Below are 17,343 nucleotides of genomic sequence, written 5' to 3' on the forward strand. Positions count from 1 at the left end.
CTCCTCCCGAAACGACACCCTAGGCTCAGGGAATGGGCGAGCAGACGGAGTCGCGGCGCGAAGTGGACGCCGAGAAGGGCGTCGACCGGCTGGTGTTCTTCAGCGACGCCGTGATCGCGATCTCGATCACGCTGATCGTGCTGCCCCTGGTCGACGTGGCGCGCGACCCCGGCTCAGGCACGGCTGCGGAGTTCTTCACCCAGAACGGGCCGGGGCTGCTGGCCGCCGCGGTGAGCTTTCTGGTCATCGGGTCGTTCTGGCGCGAGCACCATCGCATGTTCAACCGGGCCGTCGGCTTCAACCGCACCTTGGTGACGGTGAATCTGCTGTGGCTCGCCGGCATCGCCTTCCTTCCGCTGGCCACCGTGCTGCAGGTCGGCGCCTCACGCGAAGACCGCCTGGCGGCCATCGTCTACATCGGCACGATCGGCGTCACCATGGCACTGCTCCGGGTGGACGAGCTGGTGCTGGCCCGCACCGGGCTGCTGGAGCCCGGAGCGGCACCCGGAAATCGTCGTCTGCTCTCGCACTGGGTGGGCGTGGTGCTCTGCTTCATCGCCGCCGGTGTGGTGGGCGTCTGGCCGCAACTGGGCCTCTACCCGCTGCTCCTGATGCTCCTGTCGTCGCCGATCCAGCGGCTGATCGTCAGGCCTCGGACTGCACCGTAGTGGTCGCCAGCGGGATCTCCTTGACGAAGCAGAGCAGCAGCGCCGCGGCGAGCATCAGCGGCACCAGGTAGAGGTAGACCGGGCTGAGAGCGTTGGAGTAGGCATCCACGATCATCTGGTGCATCTCGGGCGGCAGCGCGTTGATGGCCGCCGGGGTGAGCGCGTTGGTGTCGGTCGGCACCGCACCGGCCGCTGCTCCGCCGGCCGCAGCGGATGACGCCAGCTGGTCGGTGAGCCGCGCCACGAACAGCGAGCCGACGATCGCAGAACCGAGCGACGCACCGATCTCGCGGAAGAAGTTGTTGCCCGCGGTCGCCGTGCCCACCATGCGGTGGGGCACCGAGTTCTGCACGATCAGCACGAGCACCTGCATGGCGAGACCGATGCCGAGGCCGAGCACGGTGAGGTACGTGAGGATCAGCCAGAGCGGGGTGTCGGCACGCATCGTCGAGAACAGCACGAGGGCGAACGCGATGATGAGGGAGCCGACGATGGGCATCCATTTGTAGCGGCCGGTCTTCGTGACCAGGAATCCGCCACCGATCGCGGTGACCAGGAGTCCACCCAGCATCGGCAGCAGCATGAAGCCCGACTGGGTGGCGTTCACGCTGTTCACGATCTGCAGGAAGGTCGGCATGTAGCCGATGGCGCCGAACATCGAGATGCCGATCGCGAGCCCGCCGAGGGTGGTGAGCGTGAAGTTGCGGTTCTTGAACAGCGACATCGGGATGACCGGTTCGCTCGAGCGGCGTTCGATCATCACGAAGGCCACGGCCGAGACGACGGTGAGGACGATCAGGCCGATGATGACGGGGGAGTCCCAGTCGTATTCGGTGCCACCCCACGACGCGGTGAGCACGAGTCCGGCGGCTGCCAACGCGAGGGTGACCATTCCGGCCACGTCGATGCGCGGCTTGGAGCCGACACCGACGGGTGGCAGCTTGATGAACGCGACGGCGGCGACGATGGCGGCGATGCCGAGGGGAACGTTGATCCAGAAGGCGAGGCGCCAGCTGAGCACGTCGGTGAAGAGGCCGCCGAGCAAGGGTCCGGCCACGGAGGAGAGGCCGAAGACCACGCCGATGAACCCCATGTACTTGCCGCGGTCGCGGGCCGGGATGACGTCGGCGATGATGGCCTGCGAGAGGATCATCAGTCCACCGCCACCGAGCCCTTGGATGGCGCGACCGGCGATCAGCCACTCCATCGAGTTCGCGAATCCGCCCACGATCGAGCCGAACACGAAGATCGACAGTGCGATGACGAACAGCGACTTGCGCCCCATCAGGTCGCCGAGCTTGCCGTAGACGGGCATCACGACGGTGGAGGCGAGGATGTAGGCGGTCGCCACCCAGAGCATGTGGTTCACGCCGTCGAGGTCGCCGACGATGGTGGGGAGGGCAGTGCCGAGGATGGTCTGGTCGAGTGCCGAGAGGAGCATCGCCACCATGAGGGCGGCGAAGATGAGGCCGATCCGCTTCTGCGAGAGCTGCGGTGGGCCGTCGTCGGTGGTCTGGCCGGCGGTCGCGGCGGATGCGCCGGTCTTAGCAGGTTTCGTCGAGGTGGCCGGGTCGTCGCGGTCGGCGACTTCTTCGAGTTCGGGGCTGTTGGACATGGTTCTTCCTCGGAATCGTGTCGGGCGGTGACATGGGGGCGGCGGGGAACGGCGGCGGTGGTGGGATGCGGGCGTGCGGTGGCGGAGTGCGGGCGGCGGCGGGCGGTGGCGGAGTGTGGGCGGTGGATCGAAACGGTCGGTAGCGGTGCGGGTCAGTCGGAGTCGGCGGCGAGGCCGAGCAGGTGAATGCGGGCGGAGTCGATGTGCTGAGCGACGGGCCGGCGGGTGCCGGACTCGTGGGTCCAGGTCTGAAGGCCGAGTCGCAGCACCGCTCCGGCGAACATCACGATGGCCCACGCACGGTCGGTGCGTTCGCGAGCGGGCACGAGCCCCTCGACGCGGAGCAGGCGCTCGACCTGCTCGGCGAGCTCTTCTTCGATGGCGCCGAGGCGCTGGAAGTCCTTCGCGAGGAGGGAGGGATTGGCGAGTGCGACCGCTCGCCGCTTGGCCTGCAGCTCGGGTGTGCCGAAGTCGATCGAGGCGATCTCGTCGCGCACCGCGGCGATGAGCAGGTCGAGCACCGAGACGCCGGGCTGGTATTCGATGGTGGGGATGACCGGTGGGCCGAACGCTTTCGAGGCGCCGAGCACCGCATCCTCTTTGCTTGCGAAGTAGTTGAAGAAGGTGCGGCTCGTCACGTCGGCGCGATGGCTGATGGCTTCGACCGTCACCTCCGCCAACCCGAGTTCAGCCGCCAGCTCGACGGCCGCCACTTCGATGGCGCGCGCGGTCTCCCGCTTCTTGCGCTCACGCAGCCCGAGCGTCTCTTCGACGGGCTGGGGAGGAGCGGATGCCATACCCAGATTCTTTCACGCTGCGAAAACTTTCGCAACGCGAAAGTTAGAGCTAGTAGGCCTGCTGGATGATCGCGGCGACCTTGCCCACGTCGTCGTTCGCCTCGAACACGCCGAGCTGATCGGAGTAGAACCCTTGGTCCACCATGATCGTGAACGCGAGATCCCGCCCGCTCTTGGCCTCCATGACACCTCCGAGCGTCTTGGTGACGAGGCGATACCGGTCGTTCAGCGCGTCTTTGCCGAGCAGCGTGCCGGTCTTCGCGAAAACGTGTCCGGCCGCGGGGCTGTCGGGCTGCACATCGGCGAGCGATCCGTCGACGCCCAGGATGGGCAGCGTGTTACGCCACCGCTCCGCATCGGGACGCCCGGCCATGAGGGTCTGGATGTCGAGGGCGTTCTTCGGCGTGATGAAGTTGCCGTCGAGCCCCGATCCGTCGATGAGCGAGGCACCCGTCGTGTCCAGCCCGGCGTCACTCCAGATCTTCTGCATCAGCGGGATGCCGGCGTCGCAGTCGGTCTCACCGGCCTCTGCGGCGAGACGGCAGACGAGGGTCTGCGCACCGCGGTTGTAGCTGATCTTCATGACGTACTTCACCTCCTCGCCGAGCGGCAGCGATTCGAGCTCTGCCACGGCGGGAAGCGCCTCGACAGCGGCCTTGTCGGGCAGCGCGCTCTCGGGATTCGGAGCGAGCGGATCAGCCGTGACCGTGACCCCGGCCCGCCCCAGCGCCTCGATGAAGGCGGTGCGCGCGAATGGCGCCGGGTCGTCGAAGGCGAAGACCTTGAGCGCCGGATCGCTGTCGGCGGCGATGGTGCCGCTCATCACGATGCGGTGCGGGTCGTCGGCGGAGACCAACGGAGTGCCCAGCGCCGCCTTCTCTCCGGCCGCGACCGTCTGCACGGTGTTCACGACCGTCCACGGCGCGACCGCCGGGGTGAGGGCGACGCTCGCCGGTTCGCCGGCAGTGCCCGGCGTCACGAGGATGTCGAGGATGTTCTGATTGATGATGATGGGCGTGACCGGCTGCTTCGAGAGCTCACCCGTGAACAGGCGGTCGTCGACGATGACGTCGCCGTTCACCGCGGAGATGCCGGATGCCTTCACCTGGGCGGCGAGATCGTCGAGCCCCGCGAGCGGATCCTCGGTCGTGAGCGTCGCTCCTGGGAGGGGGTTGGCGTCGTTGTGGTCGAGGTTCGTGAAGTCGACCGTGCCGTCGGGCTTGGTGCGCCCGCCCATCGTGAGATCGCCCTGCCCCACCAGCACCAGGTCGCCGGTGAGGGTTCCGTCGGTCACCGAGCCCGACTGCTTCACGGGAGTGGTGATGGTGTGGTCAGGGCCCCACTTCACCCAGGCGGCGCCGGCGCTGTAGGTCTTGACGAACGATCCGGGCTCGGCCATCTTCTCGGCGTCGAGGTCGATCAACGTCTCGCCCGTGTCGATGTCTTCGACCGAGATCAGCCACCGGCCATCGGCGAACTGCGGCTGATTCATCACGGCGAGTGCGGCATCCGGAAGCCCGGAAACCGACTGCACCGATCCGACGGCGGTGCTCGACGGGCTCGCCGACCCGCCTGCGGTGCACGCGGCGGTGACGGATGCGACCGCCAGCACGGCGAGCACGCCGGCCACGCGCGTCGTTCGGATTCGCTTCATGGAACTGCCCCCTTGCCCGGCAGCCATGGCCTGCCGACTCAACCCACGTCGGCTCATGTTCCCAAGTGCGAGCGAAGTCGCGCAAGAGACGTGAGCCCGGTCGGTGGTGGCGACTAGTCGTCTTCGGTGTGCAGCCGGAGTTCCTCGTGATCGAGATCGGCTTGCACCCGCAAAAAGACGGAGTCGTCGATCTGACGCGTTCGACGGAGTTCTTCGAGAACGCGCCGCTTGCGGCCGACGGCCTTGAGCAGCAGCGTGCGCACCCCGCCGTCTGCCGCCGCCCCCGACCCGTCGACCGCCCTGGCGCGCTCGTTCTCGAGGTGCTCGCGCACGGTGTCACGGGCGGCGGGCGAGATGTCGGCTGCCGTCGCATCGGCATCCAGATGTTCGAGCGCTTCGTTGAGCATGGCCGTGACGGCGAGCTGGTGCTCCTCGGCGGAGCTGTCGTCGCGGGGGAGGCGCGCCTTCTTGAGCAGCAGCGGCATCGTGGCTCCCTGGCCCACGAGCAGCAGCACGATGACGCCGAACGTGATGGCGATGAGGAGTTCGCGATCGGGAAAGCCGAGGCCGTCGGCGACGAGCGCGGGCACCGCGAGGGCGGCGGCGAGCGAGATGGCGCCGCGGAATCCGCCCCAGATGAGGATGGCGCGGATGCGGAACGGCACCCGGCGGCTGCGCTGCGAGCGTCGGCGGTCGAGGAGGCGGATGGCCGGTGCCATCGCGACCACCCAGAGGAAACGCACGGCGAAGATGGCGACCGTGACCGCGAGGGTCAGCGAGAGCACGGAGAGCCAGCCGTCGGAGAGGTAGATCTCGATGACGACGCGCGCTTGGAGGCCGATCAGCACGAACAGGGTGCCGTTGATGATGTAGCTCGCGACGCGCCAGAAGTCGAAGCCGAGCGTGCGCGACCTCGCCGAGACCACTCGCGGCATGAGGCGACTGAGCAGCAAGCCGCCGGAGACGACGGCCACGACGCCCGATCCGTGCGCCAGCTCGGCCGGGAGGTAGAGGGCGAACGGCGTGAGCACGGAGATGGTGGCGGCGAGCGGGGGTTGACGGGCGACGCGGCGCAGGAGGTAGAGGGCATATCCGGCGGCGAGTCCGAGTGCCACACCGGCCACGACGGCCCAGAGGAACCGGAGCGAGATCTCGCCCACCGACGGATCGCGGCCCGCGACGACCGCTGCGACGGCGACGGAGTAGAGGGCCAAGGCGCTGGCGTCGTTCACGAGGCTCTCGCCGCGCAGGATGGTGTCGATCCGTCTCGGAAGGCGCGGGGCCATGGCTGAGACGGCGGTCGCATCCGTCGGTGAGAGAACCGCTCCGAGCACGAGTGCGACAGGGAACGCGAGCCCCATGAGGGTTCCGATTCCGGCGACGACGGCGGCCGTCACGAAGACCAGGCCGACGCTCAGCAGGAAAATGACCCGCAGGTCGAATCGGAACCCGTGAACGGAGATGTTGAGTGACTCCCAGTAGAGCAGCGCCGGGAGGAAGATGAAGAGCACGACGTCGGGCGGGAGGGTGATCTCGTGGAAGCCCGGCACGAAGCTGACGGCGATGCCGATGGCGAGCCAGGCCCAGGGGGCGGGCACGCGGAGGTACCGGTTCGCCAGCCCGCCGGCCAGAATCGCCAGACCCAGCACGACGGCGACCTCGAGTCCCTCCATGCACGAAAGAATAGTGTCGGATCTACGAGGGCGCAGTCACTTCAATATGGAGTCGCTTCAGCTTGGCCTCCGTGCTGCTGCCGGGGTCGGCGTGGTAGACGACGACCACTTGGCCGGCTGAGGGCGAGCTCACCGCCAGCTTCTCGTAGCGCAGGTCGAGTTCACCGACATCCGGATGCAGGATGACCGATCGGCCCGCGCCTTTCGGGCGCACGTCATGGCGTGCCCACAGCCGGGCGAAGTCGTCGCTCTGCGCGGTCATCTCGGCAACGAGTTCGGCGAGCTGCCGGTCGTCGAGCTCCCCGGTGGCTTGGGCTCGGAGGCCGGCGACGGTTCCGGAGGTCATCTCGGTCCAGTCCCGCCAGAGCTGCTTCACGTGGGGGTCGAGGAAGGCGGCGCGCACGAGATTGGTTCCGGGCGTGAAGATCGGGCTCAGTGCTCGCGCCAGTGCGTTCGAGGCGAGCACGTCGAGGGTGTGGCCCTGCACGTAGGCGGGGGTCAATGTCCAGACGTCCAGTAGTTGCCGGAGACTGTCGGTGGCGCTCTCGGCGCGGGATGCGACGCGAGGGGTGGGGTGGGGGCGTGCCAGCTCGAAGAGGTAGGCGGTCGCAGCCTCATCGAGCAGGAGGGCGCGGGCGAGCCCGGCGAGCACGGAGTCGGACGGATGCTGGTCACGGCCCTGCTCGAGCCGCAGGTAGTACTCGCTGCTGATGCCGGCGAGGCGGGCGGCTTCCTCGCGCCGCAATCCCTTCACACGGCGACGCGGTGTGGGCGGGATGCCGACGTCGGCGGGCTGCACCCGCTCGCGCCGTGCGCGCAGGAACTCGCCGATCGGGTTGTCGCCGTTCGCGCTGTTCTCACCCATACGGCAACCGTACTCGGGGCGTCTCGCCGCTCATCCTGGTGCTGGCGGTACCGGTTAAACCAGGGTCATTCTGTGCGGGACTTCCCGAGGCCGGAGAGGCGTTCCACGCTTCTGACAGCCTGAACAGAGGAGCAACCATGTCACTCATCACCTCACCTTTCGGATTCTCGTCGACGGCCGCCGAGGTCGCGGAGGGCATCGATCTCACCGGCAAGCGCGCCGTCGTCACGGGCGCTGCGTCGGGCATCGGCATCGAGACGGCGAAGGTGCTCGCCGCGCACGGTGCCGACGTCACCCTCGCCGTGCGCAACCTCGAGGCCGGTGAGCGCGCCGCCGTCTCGATCACCGCCGAGACGGGGAACACTGCCGTGCGCGTGGCCAAGCTCGATGTGGCCGACCTCGGGTCGGTGCGCGAGTTCGTGTCGGCGTGGACCGGCCCGCTGCACATCCTGATCAACAACGCCGGCATCATGGCGACCCCGGAGGAGCGAACGGCGGCCGGCACCGAACTGCAGTTCGCCACCAACTACCTCGGGCACTTCGCCCTCACGGTCGGCTTGCACGATGCGCTGGTCGAGGCGCACGGCGCCCGGGTGGTGGCGTTGAGCTCGAGCGGGCACCTCATCTCGCCCGTCGTCTTCGACGACATCGACTTCCGGTTCCGCCCCTACGACCCCCTGCTCGCCTACGGACAGTCGAAGACCGCGTCGGTGCTCTTCGCAGTGGGCGCGGCGAAGCGGTGGGCGCATGACGGCATCACCGTCAACGCCGTGATGCCCGGAGCCATCGCCACCGGGCTGCAGAAGCACACCGGCGGGCTCAAGACTCCGCCGGAGGGGCGCAAGACGGTCGAGCAGGGAGCGGCCACGAGCATCTTCGTCGCCACCTCACCCCTGCTGGAAGGCGTCAGCGGGCGCTACTTCGAAGACAACAACGAGGCCGCCACCGTGCACGACGGCAACGGATGGATGTCGGGTGTCGCCGCCTACGCGCTCGACGAGGGCAACGCCGACCGCCTGTGGGAGCTGGCGGTGCCGCTCATCGCGGCGTGACGCATCCGATGCCGTCACTCCTTCTTCAGCGCCTGGGCGAGCATCACGAGGATGCCGCTCGGGCCACGGAGGTAGGTGAGTTTGTAGACGTCCTGGTAGTTCGCCACCCCGCGGAGGGGATGGCAGCCATGCCGGGCGGCGATCTCGAGCGCTGCGTCGATGTCGTCGACGGAGAAGGCGATGCGGTGCATCCCGATCTCGTTGGGGAGGGTGGGCTCCGTCTCGATAGCGTCGGGGTGGAGGTATTCGAAGAGCTCGATCTGGCCCTGACCGCCCGGCGTCTGCAGCACGGCGATCTTGGCGTGGTTGCCGTCGAGGCCCACGGCGGTGTCGGCCCACTCACCGCTGACGGTGTCGCGGCCCGCGACGGTGAGCCCGAGGTCGGTGAAGAACGCGATCGTCTCCTCGATGTCCCGCACGGCGATCCCGACGTTCTCCAGTGTGATTGCCATGCTCTGCATGCTACCGAGGTGCGCGAGGAGCGGCCCACTGTGCCAATACCGTACTGAAAATGGTACGGTAATGGCACGGAGGTGGTGTTGTGGGGTATCGACGCGACTTGTGGGAGATCGCGGCATCCCGGCATGGCGTCGTGACGGTCGCGATTGCAGGCGAAGCCGGTGTTCCCGCTGTTGAAGTGCGGAAACTTGCGACGCGTGGCGCGCTCCGCCGATATGGGCAAGGCGTCTACGTGCACCAGGACGTCCCGACCTCCCGACTCACTGAGCCCGCGGTCGCGGTGGCACTCGGCGGCGATGACGCATTTCTGCACCGCGAGTCGGTCTTCGACCTACTGGGGGTGGGGCAATTCAACCCGAAGAAGATCCGGGTCGGAACGCGCCGTCGGGTGCGGCGCACGCTTCCGGAGTGGATGTCACTGGAGACACGCGCCGACGTTCTCGATGACGACATCACGACTTTCGATGGCGTCGCAACGACTACGGTCTCGCGAGCGCTTGCCGACGTGCGACTCAGGATGCCTCGCGAGAGATGGACGGCGCTGATCGACGAGACGCTGAGGCGAGAGCTGATCAATGCGCAGGAAGCGCTCTCTCTGAGGGGTGAGTTGGAATGACCGTCGTCCCGCCCCCGTTGAACGTGACTCAGCTGAATGCACGCCTGGCGCTGCTCGCGGAGGAAATGATGATCCCCGTAGCGCGAGCGCGCGTGATGCTGTGCACGCTCATCGTGGCGCAGATGCTTCCCGATGCAGTCGCGGTCAAGGGGGGAATGGGCATCAAACTGAGGTTCGGGGAGGGCGGCACCAGGGCGACTTCGGACCTCGATGTCTCTACTCGGTTTCGCGGAGAAGAGTTCGAGCAAGCGTTCCGCGCGAGACTCGCCGAGGGGTGGGGAAAGGTTCCTCCCTCGAAGGGCGACCAGCGACGGAACCCCGATGCGCAGGACCGAGTGGCCTTTACTGCAACAGTGCGAGCGAAGAGCGTTCACGATCCGGGCCTCGTCCAGCCACGGTACGTGATGCACCCTTATCGGGTGTCGCTCGCGTTCCTCGGGAGCCCCTGGGGCGGGTTGGATGTGGAGGTCTCCGATCCTGAGATCGACTCGTATGCCCATACCCAGCAAGGACTCGACGATGATCTCGTTCAGTTCGGGGCCTTTTTCGGCTTCGGAGAGTTGCTGCCCGTCGATCTGGTGGAGCTGGAATACCAGATCGCACAGAAGATCCACGCCGTGACCGACCCCGCCTCTACGCGAGCGCACGATCTGGTCGACCTGCAATTGCTGTGGGGTGCCGGCCCTGACCTGGCTCGCCTGAACCGGCACTGCATCCGAACGTTCGACCTGCGCAAGCAACAGGCGTGGCCACCGCTCCCACTTCGTGACATGAGCGGATGGGAACTGGTCTACCGGGATGCGCGCGAAGAGACCGAGGTGAACGGCCTGACGTCTGTTGCTTCCGATGTCGTCGCCGCGCGGGCTTGGCTCACCGACGTCGTCGCGACCATCGCGGGCACGATCCGAGGTCATTGAACCTTTTGGTTCAGTGATGTATTGTGAACCGTATGGTTCAGCAAGAAGTGCTCGACAAGGCATTCGCCGCTCTCGCCGATGCGACGCGCCGCGACATCCTCACCCGCCTCGGAGAAGGCCCCGCGACCATCAGCCAGCTCGCAGAGCCGGCCGGCATCACGCTCACCGGCATGAAGAAGCACGTGCAAGTGCTCGAAGACGCGGGCCTCGTGGTGTCGGAGAAGGTCGGCCGAGCGCGACAGTGCCGACTCGGAACGGAGCGATTGGATGACGCGATGGCCTGGATCGGCTTCTATCAGCGGCTCTGGGAACGTCGACTCGACGGTCTCGACGCCTACTTCACCCTCCGGAAAGGAACGCAGAAATGACCGAGAACATCGCTCCGGCCACACCGGACGCCATCGAGATGCGGATGACCCGCACGCTCCCCGCCACACCCGACGAGGTCTTCGACGCCTACACCGATCCGGAGAAGCAGAAGGTGTGGTTCACCATCCTCGACGAGACTCCGGGGATCGTGGAGATCACGACCGATCTTCGTGTCGGCGGCCAGCAGAGCACGGTGTGGGGCCCGGATGCCGACACCCTGTTCCGCGAAGTGCTGACCTTCGTCGAGATCGACCGGCCGCATCGCCTCGTGACGGAGTCGACCGGATCGAGCCCTGACGGGATGACGATGTCGACCCACATCGAGATCACCTTCGAAGCGCAGGGGGATGCCGGAGAGCAGACCCTCGTGACGGTGCTCCAGAGCGGGTTCCCGGTTCCCGAGGTGCGGGACTTCTTCGAGAACGACGTCTGGGTGGGAGCGTTCGCTCGCATCGAGGCGTTCCTCACGCGGTAGCCAGGGGTGGGGGAGCGGATCCTGCACGCATCATCTGGGTAATCTTCTCTAGCCGCAGCAGCGAGAAAGAAGGGATGGTCGGGATGTCGGATGCGTTCGACTCGCGTCACGAACTGGGGCGCATGATCGCGGATGGCCACCTCTCCGAAGAGGCTCTGCAGGCCATCACGGGTCTCGAACCCGAGAAGATTCGGGCCTTCCTCGACGAAACGAAGCCTGTTCAGACAGGAATGTCTGCCGAGCCGCAGGTGCTCTCGGGCGACGAGAGCATGAGGCTGTCCGGTCTCGCGGTGCAACTGGCGGAGGGGCTGCCGATCGGCGACGACGAGCGGCTCAAGGCGACCCTGGAGTCGCTGACGGTCGAGTGCCGCCTTACGCTTCAGCACATCTCAGGGTTGACCGGACTCGATGTCGGTGACGTGGAACGTGCCCTGCGTGACCCGCGGACCGTTCCGCTCGAGAAGAAGTACGAACTCGCGAGCAAGGCGTCATACCTCATCAACGCCGTCAATCGAGCCCGCGGTCGCTGAGTGGAACCTGCACCTCGTCTGCAGCGACGAAGGTGAGCCACTCCTCGTCCTGTTCGTATCCGACGGAGCGATTCGCGGCGATGCTCGCCGGATTGTCCATCGAGCCGCCCGTCCGGAAGTTGAGGTGGCCCTCTTCGCACAACACCGTCACAGAGAGGGCTTTCACCGCAGCGCCGATACCCCGGCCCCGCCATCCTCGGCCCACCACTGTGAAATCCGTTTCCACCACGTCTCGGCCGACGTCGACGAAAGTCATGGCGACGAGTCGGCCATCGAGAGCGAATGCGCCCCACCCGCGATGGTTGATGGTCGGCGTCGCGCGGGCAATGGTCAGCGCCTCATGAGCGGTCGCAACGTCGCCTGGGTAGTCGTCGAGGGTTTCCCGATCAAGAGCGAGCATGGCGTGCGCGTCAGCTGCTTCGAGCTCTCGTAGGGTGACGAGTGATCTCACCCGTTCTCCGAGATGCCACAGACGATGGCGGTTCCGCTCGTCGACTGTGAACCCGGCCCCCCATGAGCGAGCGATGACGACCCAGCCTTGGGCTTCCAATTGGGCTCGAGTAGTCGAGTCGGCCTTGACCACTCTGCGTTCCTGCCTAGAGGAATAGCTCGCCGTCATGTAATCGGCCCCCGCACCCCGAGGGGCCACGTCACATGCACAGCTCGGTCGCGCGCAGGAAATACGCTCGCGCGGGCTCGAATGCCGCCTCATCGCCGATCACGGATTCGTACGCGGCCTTGAGTCGCTCGAGTTCGGCGACTTCGTCGGCGGTGCGGAGCGGGTAGCACCGGGTCGTGATCGCAGCAGCGAAGTCGACCAGGCCGGCGGTCGGCCCCACGACGGAGCTTTGGGCGTCGCTGCCCACCTCCGAGTTGGCCAGGGCCCACAGTTGGCCCAGCGACGCCTCCTGGGCGGTCAGCCGGTTGTTGGAGTCTTGGTCGTAGTCCTCGGGAGGTGGAGGGTCACTCGGGCGATTGGTGGTGAGCGGGATCGTATGAGACGAGCCGCCGGCGGCAGGAGAAGCGGCGGCCGTGGGGACGACGATTTCGGATGTGCCGGAGCTGGTCGCGCATCCGGTGAGCAGGAGCGAGCCGATCAGAGCCGACAGAGCCAGGGCTCTCGGTGAATGCTGCATGTTCCCCCCGGTTGCGTGCTTGCCCCGAGGCTAGCCGTCAGGAATGGGACTTGCATCCCCAACCGCGGCCTGCGCGCCTGGCATCGCCGGGTTGTTCCGCCGACGCCGCCCGCCTGTTCCGGCGATCAGCCGCAATACTCCTTGAGGTCGGTCGGGGAGCGGCTGACGTCGATGATGTTGATCGTCTGGCCGTCGACGCTGGTGAAGTGGATCCAGCTCGAGCCGTCGGTGAGGCGATACCCCGGCCGCCCCTGCGAATCGGTGAAGGGCTCGGCAGCCGGGTAGGCGGTGAGAAGCGCACTGAAAGTCGAGCCCGACGTGATGCCCGCGTCGGTGTGCGGTCTCGCCGAGGGGTCGACATTCTGGGTCGGACCGGTGGTGGCCACGGCGACGACCGGAAGGTCGGAGCCGTCGCCGACCCCCACGACGCCGCTGTCGAAGAACGAGGCGATCCCCGGCCGGCAGGGCTCCTCGCCCGAAGGAACCTCGGCGAGCACGTCGTCGACCGGGCGATCGAGCAGCACCGGGCCGATGCCGGAATAAGTGATCTCCCAGGTGCCCATGTCAGCCGGGTCGTAGGCGTCTTCGGCTTCGGGCGTGGGCGTCGGCGTCGGGGTGGCTGTGGCGATAGGAGTGCCGGCCGCGGTCGGCGTCGGGCTGGCGCTCGCCGTGGGGCTCGGGCTCGGAGCGGGACCTTCGCCCACGCATCCGGATGCGGTCACAGCGATCGCCGCCGCCACCATCACCGCGGCGACCCCGTTCAGTGCTCTCATGCTGCCCCCTTCTGACGCTGAGCATCACCGTACACGTGTCGAACTGTTCCAGCGCCGGCCGTGTGCAAGGTCTCGCGGGACGCCTCTGGCTTGCCGTGCTCGCGCAGTCGCGGCCGCGGCCCTTGCGGGCTGGGGATGCGCGCTTTACGCTCCTGAGCATCCGGTGCGCCCCGACCAAGGAACGACGATGACCCCTGACGACTCGGCCATGGACTGGCTCCTCGATTCCGACCCGGCCATCCGCTGGCAGGTGCTGCGCGACGTGACGGATGCGCCGACCGCGGCGGTGGCGGCGGAGCGCTCGCGGGTTGCGACAGAAGGCTGGGGCGCCCGACTGCTGGCCGCGCAGACACCCGACGGCGGATGGGGCGGCACGACGCCGGGCGACCGTTGGCGCTTCGACCTGTACACGCTGCATCTGCTCGCCGAGCTCGGCCCCGATCCTGCAGCGCCCGCGGTGCGGCGCGCGATCGAGCGCACCCGCGACGGCGTCACCTGGGGCCCCGAATTCGGGGACTCGCCCTTCTTCGAAGGCGAGGAGGAACCCTGCATCAATGGCCGGGTTCTGCTGATCGGCGCTACGTTCGGTGAGATCTCGGAGTCCTTGATCCAGCGACTCCTCGGTGAACAACTCGACGACGGCGGCTGGAATTGCGACGCCCCGCTCAGCCGGCGATCTTCCTTCCACACCACCATCTGCGTGCTGGAGGGGCTTCTCGCGGCCGAGATGGCGCTCGGGCAGCGCCCTGATCTTCTCGCTGCCCGCCGGCGCGGCGAAGACTACCTCCTTGAGCGGCGGCTGCTGCGGCGACGGCGCACGGGCGAGATCATCGACCCGTCGTGGTTGCGGTTCGCTTTTCCCTCCCGTTCGGATTTCGATCTGCTGCGGGGGCTCGACTACTTCCAGAGCACCGGTGACGCCCCCGATCCGCGTCTCGACGAAGCACTCGCGTTTTTGCGCGAGCGCCGCGATGCGGCTGGCCGCTGGGCGCTCGACAACCCCGAGCTGGGCTACCAACACGTCGACATGGGGTGTGTTGCCGGGCAGTCGAGTCGGTGGATCACGCTGCGGGCGCGGCGGGTGCTGCGCTGGGCCGACCAGGGCGGCGATTCCCGGTCACCGGGTGCTTCTGTCAGGCCTTCGCACTGAAATAGAAAAGCTTGATCGGCGGTCGTCCGCCTCGTCAGTTCTGCGTCAGTTTCGTTGACAGCGCCCACAGCCGTTCCGCCGCATCGGTGTCGAGCGCCCAGGCCTTCACCCCGTGCGGGTGGTCGGCGAGGCGGGCATCGTCGGGAACGGTGTAAGCCTCCTGGCAGTCATCGATGTAGTGGCCTCCGGTGTGCGCGAATTCGGCACGAGTGGCCGCGACGATCGTGCTCGCGGCCCCCTGTTGGACTGTCTTGTAGGTGAAGACACCCGCTGCCTCTGCGGCGTCCAGTGATGCCTTCTGATCGGCGGTGAAGTTCCGCTGGAGGCCGGTCGCAACGCCGCCGGGGTTGACCGCATTCGCCACGATGCCCTCGGATGCCCACAACCGGGTGGCCTCGACGGCGAGAAGGGAGTTCGCGGTTTTCGCCTGGGCGTATGCGAGCTGCGGGTCGTAGTCGCGGTGGTCGAACTGGGGGTCGTCGAAATCGATGCCGGAGCGCATGTGAGCAGTCGAGCTGAGCGACACGATTCGCGCGCCGTTGCGGTCTGTCGCTCCCGTTGCAAGGGCGGCATGCAGGCCGACGGTGAGTGCGAAGTGGCCGAGATGGTTCGTCGCGAACTGCAGTTCCCAACCCTCCCTGGTGCGTTCGAGACCTCCGGTCACGAGGCCGGCGTTGTTCACGAGCAGATGCAGCGGACCCTCCCAGCCATCGACGAAGCGTGCGACGGATGCCTGATCCGACAGATCCAATTCGCTCACCCGCGGCCGAACCCGCGCGCCGGCATCCGCGATCTCCTCGGCAACGGCGGCGCCCGCGGCGAGGTTGCGAACAGCGAGGGTCACTTCCGCACCGGAAGCGGCAAGCGCGCGCGCAGTCTCTTTGCCGAGTCCTGAGGATGCGCCGGTGACGATGGCGCGAAGGCCATGAAGGTCGACGCCGGCGAGGATGTCGGCGGCTGTGCTGGTCGCAGTGAACGGGGTGGAGATGAGAGGGGAAGCGGTCATACCGGAACTATACGCAATAAACTAGTTTTGTATAGTGCGTCTATTTGGACGTATGCTGCCTTTGTGACCACACGACGGGCCGACGCACCGGCTGCAGGAGACCCTGATCGGCGACGGGCGGTTCTGGAGTCCGCGATGGAGACTTTCGCCCGGTTCGGGTATCGGAAGACGTCGATGGATGACATCGCCACAGCTGCACAGATCTCCCGGCCGGGCCTGTACTTCCTGTTCGATTCGAAGCCCGTGCTTTTTCGGGAGGCCGTCACGCACTCCCTGAATCGAGACCTCGGTCTGATCAGCACTGAGCTTGGCACCCACGACCGCCCTCTTGCCGAGCGACTGATCGCTGCCTTCGACCTCTGGGCAGGATCGTACGTCGGGCCCTTGAGTGAGGAGGTGTCCGTCGTGGTCGCCGACCCGTCGCTCCTCGGGTCAGCGGTGCATGAGGGTTCAGCGCGCTTCGAAGAATTCGTTGCGGGGGCGATCGCCGAAGTCCGCCCGGCTGATGGCGCGGCGAGAGCGAAGACGCTGATCAGCGCCTCCATCGGTATCAAGCACCAAGTCGCGACCCGGGAGGAGTACCTCCGCCGCCTCGAGGTAGCGGTGGGTCTCCTCCTGGCTTGATGCGAAGCCGATTCGCTTGTGATTCGAACAGCAGATGCACCGCTTCGCGCAGGAACTCGGCCTGGGTGCGCCCCGTCTCCTCGCGTAGCCGAGCGAACGCTGCAAAGGCTCACGCCGTCGGAGGGCCTGGCGTCAAAGTAGGAGATTCGTCGGCACCGGACAGGAAATATCCCAAGAAGGTGACGCCCTCGGATGTCGCGTCGAATCGGTCGATCAGCACCCCTGCCGGCTCGTAGAACACGTCGCCCGCGCGCAGAAGCGTCTCCGGACCTCCATCGACTTGAAAAACGGCCGAGCCGGCTTCGATCGCCCCGAACACGGGCCCGTTGTGGTGGTGACGGCCGCCCACCACGTTCGGCTGCATCGTGATTCTTCGCACCTGCACGGCTGCGGTGATCTGTTCGGCAAGCGACTGCTCAAGAAGGGTGACTCTCGTTACTGGTTCGGCCATGTGTCGATCCTGCCAGCGGAAAGTGCTTCGATCAGCGCAGCAGCATTGCGTGCTCGACATGTGTGCAAGAAAGGGTCATCGTGGGTATCGTCGGTTGCATGAGCGTCTTGAGTCCGCAAACGCCGACCACAACTGCCAAGCGCCGATCGTTCCGGGTGAATCGCGTCGCAATCTTGGCGCTCGGGGTGATCGTCGTGCCATTCGCCCTCACTGCCATGTTCAACAGCTACGGAGCGCTGACGGAAGAGAGCGCCATCCGTATGGCATTCGCCACCGTGGGTGGGCAGACGGTCGCGATCCTCAGTGGAGCCGCGGCGTTCGTCATCACCGCGATGCGTCGGCGGAATCCGGCACAGCTCGTGCTGTTCTTCCTCATTGCAGTCTTCATCGTGCTCAGTGCGCTCGGAATCATCGCCGCGGCATCCGATCTCCTGCTTACGCGTCTGGACCTCATTGCCGAGACGGATCTCATGAATCGGTAGCGGCCACACCCGACGTTTGGGAGTCAGACGG

At 66.8% G+C, this 17,343-nt stretch carries 21 protein-coding genes; 10 read left to right on the forward strand and 11 right to left on the reverse strand.

Annotated elements, in window-relative coordinates:
• Positions 1-32 precede the first annotated feature (32 nt).
• Positions 33-668 (forward strand): TMEM175 family protein, encoded by a 636-nt coding sequence (locus N1027_RS11585; RefSeq protein ID WP_259508042.1) that lies wholly within the window; start codon positions 33-35, stop codon positions 666-668.
• Here N1027_RS11585 and N1027_RS11590 read toward each other — a convergent pair.
• The 5 genes from N1027_RS11590 to N1027_RS11610 all read right to left on the reverse strand — a co-directional run bounded on the left by N1027_RS11590 (position 646) and on the right by N1027_RS11610 (position 7,272).
• Positions 646-2,283 (reverse strand): MDR family MFS transporter, encoded by a 1,638-nt coding sequence (locus tag N1027_RS11590; protein ID WP_259508044.1) that lies wholly within the window; start codon positions 2,281-2,283, stop codon positions 646-648. The genes N1027_RS11585 and N1027_RS11590 overlap by 23 nt on opposite strands.
• A gap of 152 nt (positions 2,284-2,435) precedes the next feature.
• Entirely contained in the window at positions 2,436-3,080 is a 645-nt protein-coding gene (locus N1027_RS11595) for a TetR/AcrR family transcriptional regulator (RefSeq protein WP_259508046.1), read from the reverse strand.
• Positions 3,081-3,129: 49 nt separating this feature from the next.
• Positions 3,130-4,734, reverse strand: coding sequence for a D-alanyl-D-alanine carboxypeptidase/D-alanyl-D-alanine endopeptidase (gene dacB / locus N1027_RS11600; RefSeq protein ID WP_259508047.1), 1,605 nt, complete (start codon positions 4,732-4,734; stop codon positions 3,130-3,132).
• A 113-nt stretch (positions 4,735-4,847) separates the two neighbouring features.
• Positions 4,848-6,407 carry a Na+/H+ antiporter gene (locus N1027_RS11605; protein WP_259508048.1) on the reverse strand — a complete coding sequence of 520 codons (1,560 nt, stop codon included), beginning with the start codon at positions 6,405-6,407 and terminating at the stop codon, positions 4,848-4,850.
• A 22-nt stretch (positions 6,408-6,429) separates the two neighbouring features.
• Complete coding sequence (locus N1027_RS11610; RefSeq protein ID WP_259508050.1) at positions 6,430-7,272, reverse strand: helix-turn-helix transcriptional regulator; 843 nt, start codon at positions 7,270-7,272, stop codon at positions 6,430-6,432.
• Positions 7,273-7,409: 137 nt separating this feature from the next.
• Here N1027_RS11610 and N1027_RS11615 point away from each other — a divergent pair, with 137 nt between their 5' ends.
• The gene (locus N1027_RS11615) at positions 7,410-8,324 is read left to right on the forward strand and encodes an SDR family NAD(P)-dependent oxidoreductase (protein ID WP_259508052.1); all 915 of its coding nucleotides are present in this window, start codon (positions 7,410-7,412) and stop codon (positions 8,322-8,324) included.
• A 14-nt stretch (positions 8,325-8,338) separates the two neighbouring features.
• On the opposite strand, the gene N1027_RS11620 is transcribed toward N1027_RS11615, so the two are convergent.
• Positions 8,339-8,776, reverse strand: coding sequence for a VOC family protein (locus N1027_RS11620; protein WP_259508054.1), 438 nt, complete (start codon positions 8,774-8,776; stop codon positions 8,339-8,341).
• A 107-nt stretch (positions 8,777-8,883) separates the two neighbouring features.
• Between N1027_RS11620 and N1027_RS11625 the strand changes: the two genes are divergently transcribed.
• From N1027_RS11625 to N1027_RS11645, 5 genes are all read left to right on the forward strand, one after another.
• Positions 8,884-9,399 (forward strand): type IV toxin-antitoxin system AbiEi family antitoxin domain-containing protein, encoded by a 516-nt coding sequence (locus tag N1027_RS11625; RefSeq protein WP_259508055.1) that lies wholly within the window; start codon positions 8,884-8,886, stop codon positions 9,397-9,399.
• A complete protein-coding gene (locus tag N1027_RS11630; protein ID WP_259508056.1) occupies positions 9,396-10,316 on the forward strand; it encodes a nucleotidyl transferase AbiEii/AbiGii toxin family protein in 921 nt (306 codons plus the stop codon). The genes N1027_RS11625 and N1027_RS11630 overlap by 4 nt, the downstream gene beginning before the upstream one ends.
• 32 nt (positions 10,317-10,348) lie before the next feature.
• A complete protein-coding gene (locus N1027_RS11635; protein ID WP_259508058.1) occupies positions 10,349-10,684 on the forward strand; it encodes an ArsR/SmtB family transcription factor in 336 nt (111 codons plus the stop codon).
• Positions 10,681-11,160, forward strand: a complete 480-nt coding sequence (locus tag N1027_RS11640) for an SRPBCC family protein (protein ID WP_259508059.1) — start codon at positions 10,681-10,683, stop codon at positions 11,158-11,160. The genes N1027_RS11635 and N1027_RS11640 overlap by 4 nt, the downstream gene beginning before the upstream one ends.
• An 83-nt stretch (positions 11,161-11,243) precedes the next feature.
• Entirely contained in the window at positions 11,244-11,690 is a 447-nt protein-coding gene (locus N1027_RS11645; RefSeq protein ID WP_259508060.1) for an HTH domain-containing protein, read from the forward strand.
• Here the strand turns inward: N1027_RS11645 and N1027_RS11650 are convergent.
• From N1027_RS11650 to N1027_RS11660, 3 genes are all read right to left on the reverse strand, one after another.
• The gene (locus N1027_RS11650; RefSeq protein WP_259508061.1) at positions 11,668-12,141 is read right to left on the reverse strand and encodes a hypothetical protein; all 474 of its coding nucleotides are present in this window, start codon (positions 12,139-12,141) and stop codon (positions 11,668-11,670) included. The two genes, N1027_RS11645 and N1027_RS11650, sit on opposite strands and share 23 nt — an antisense overlap.
• Positions 12,142-12,340: 199 nt before the next feature.
• Positions 12,341-12,826, reverse strand: coding sequence for a hypothetical protein (locus N1027_RS11655; RefSeq protein WP_259508062.1), 486 nt, complete (start codon positions 12,824-12,826; stop codon positions 12,341-12,343).
• Positions 12,827-12,951: 125 nt separating this feature from the next.
• A complete protein-coding gene (locus tag N1027_RS11660) occupies positions 12,952-13,599 on the reverse strand; it encodes a hypothetical protein (protein ID WP_259508064.1) in 648 nt (215 codons plus the stop codon).
• A 187-nt stretch (positions 13,600-13,786) separates the two neighbouring features.
• On the opposite strand from N1027_RS11660, the gene N1027_RS11665 reads away from it, so the two are divergent.
• A complete protein-coding gene (locus N1027_RS11665; protein WP_259508065.1) occupies positions 13,787-14,749 on the forward strand; it encodes a hypothetical protein in 963 nt (320 codons plus the stop codon).
• Between the two features lie 34 nt (positions 14,750-14,783).
• Here N1027_RS11665 and N1027_RS11670 read toward each other — a convergent pair whose 3' ends face one another.
• Positions 14,784-15,755, reverse strand: a complete 972-nt coding sequence (locus N1027_RS11670) for an SDR family NAD(P)-dependent oxidoreductase (protein ID WP_259508066.1) — start codon at positions 15,753-15,755, stop codon at positions 14,784-14,786.
• Between the two features lie 63 nt (positions 15,756-15,818).
• Here N1027_RS11670 and N1027_RS11675 point away from each other — a divergent pair, with 63 nt between their 5' ends.
• Positions 15,819-16,379 carry a TetR/AcrR family transcriptional regulator gene (locus N1027_RS11675; protein WP_259508068.1) on the forward strand — a complete coding sequence of 187 codons (561 nt, stop codon included), beginning with the start codon at positions 15,819-15,821 and terminating at the stop codon, positions 16,377-16,379.
• 109 nt (positions 16,380-16,488) lie between these two features.
• Here N1027_RS11675 and N1027_RS11680 read toward each other — a convergent pair whose 3' ends face one another.
• A complete protein-coding gene (locus tag N1027_RS11680; RefSeq protein WP_259508070.1) occupies positions 16,489-16,830 on the reverse strand; it encodes a cupin domain-containing protein in 342 nt (113 codons plus the stop codon).
• An 80-nt stretch (positions 16,831-16,910) separates the two neighbouring features.
• On the opposite strand from N1027_RS11680, the gene N1027_RS11685 reads away from it, so the two are divergent.
• Positions 16,911-17,312 carry a hypothetical protein gene (locus N1027_RS11685; protein WP_259508072.1) on the forward strand — a complete coding sequence of 134 codons (402 nt, stop codon included), beginning with the start codon at positions 16,911-16,913 and terminating at the stop codon, positions 17,310-17,312.
• Positions 17,313-17,343 lie beyond the last annotated feature (31 nt).

Source organism: Herbiconiux aconitum (assembly GCF_024979235.1).
GTDB lineage: Bacteria > Actinomycetota > Actinomycetes > Actinomycetales > Microbacteriaceae > Herbiconiux > Herbiconiux aconitum.

What these genes read in the sequence shown, in the direction of transcription:
- N1027_RS11585 (WP_259508042.1), top strand. Translation starts at nt 33, where the DNA reads ATGGGCGAGCAGACGGAGTCGCGGCGCGAAGTGGACGCCGAGAAGGGC.
- N1027_RS11590 (WP_259508044.1), bottom strand. Translation starts at nt 2,283, where the DNA reads ATGTCCAACAGCCCCGAACTCGAAGAAGTCGCCGACCGCGACGACCCG.
- N1027_RS11595 (WP_259508046.1), bottom strand. Translation starts at nt 3,080, where the DNA reads ATGGCATCCGCTCCTCCCCAGCCCGTCGAAGAGACGCTCGGGCTGCGT.
- dacB (WP_259508047.1), bottom strand. Translation starts at nt 4,734, where the DNA reads ATGAAGCGAATCCGAACGACGCGCGTGGCCGGCGTGCTCGCCGTGCTG.
- N1027_RS11605 (WP_259508048.1), bottom strand. Translation starts at nt 6,407, where the DNA reads ATGGAGGGACTCGAGGTCGCCGTCGTGCTGGGTCTGGCGATTCTGGCC.
- N1027_RS11610 (WP_259508050.1), bottom strand. Translation starts at nt 7,272, where the DNA reads ATGGGTGAGAACAGCGCGAACGGCGACAACCCGATCGGCGAGTTCCTG.
- N1027_RS11615 (WP_259508052.1), top strand. Translation starts at nt 7,410, where the DNA reads ATGTCACTCATCACCTCACCTTTCGGATTCTCGTCGACGGCCGCCGAG.
- N1027_RS11620 (WP_259508054.1), bottom strand. Translation starts at nt 8,776, where the DNA reads ATGGCAATCACACTGGAGAACGTCGGGATCGCCGTGCGGGACATCGAG.
- N1027_RS11630 (WP_259508056.1), top strand. Translation starts at nt 9,396, where the DNA reads ATGACCGTCGTCCCGCCCCCGTTGAACGTGACTCAGCTGAATGCACGC.
- N1027_RS11635 (WP_259508058.1), top strand. Translation starts at nt 10,349, where the DNA reads ATGGTTCAGCAAGAAGTGCTCGACAAGGCATTCGCCGCTCTCGCCGAT.
- N1027_RS11640 (WP_259508059.1), top strand. Translation starts at nt 10,681, where the DNA reads ATGACCGAGAACATCGCTCCGGCCACACCGGACGCCATCGAGATGCGG.
- N1027_RS11645 (WP_259508060.1), top strand. Translation starts at nt 11,244, where the DNA reads ATGTCGGATGCGTTCGACTCGCGTCACGAACTGGGGCGCATGATCGCG.
- N1027_RS11655 (WP_259508062.1), bottom strand. Translation starts at nt 12,826, where the DNA reads ATGCAGCATTCACCGAGAGCCCTGGCTCTGTCGGCTCTGATCGGCTCG.
- N1027_RS11660 (WP_259508064.1), bottom strand. Translation starts at nt 13,599, where the DNA reads ATGAGAGCACTGAACGGGGTCGCCGCGGTGATGGTGGCGGCGGCGATC.
- N1027_RS11665 (WP_259508065.1), top strand. Translation starts at nt 13,787, where the DNA reads ATGACCCCTGACGACTCGGCCATGGACTGGCTCCTCGATTCCGACCCG.
- N1027_RS11670 (WP_259508066.1), bottom strand. Translation starts at nt 15,755, where the DNA reads ATGACCGCTTCCCCTCTCATCTCCACCCCGTTCACTGCGACCAGCACA.
- N1027_RS11680 (WP_259508070.1), bottom strand. Translation starts at nt 16,830, where the DNA reads ATGGCCGAACCAGTAACGAGAGTCACCCTTCTTGAGCAGTCGCTTGCC.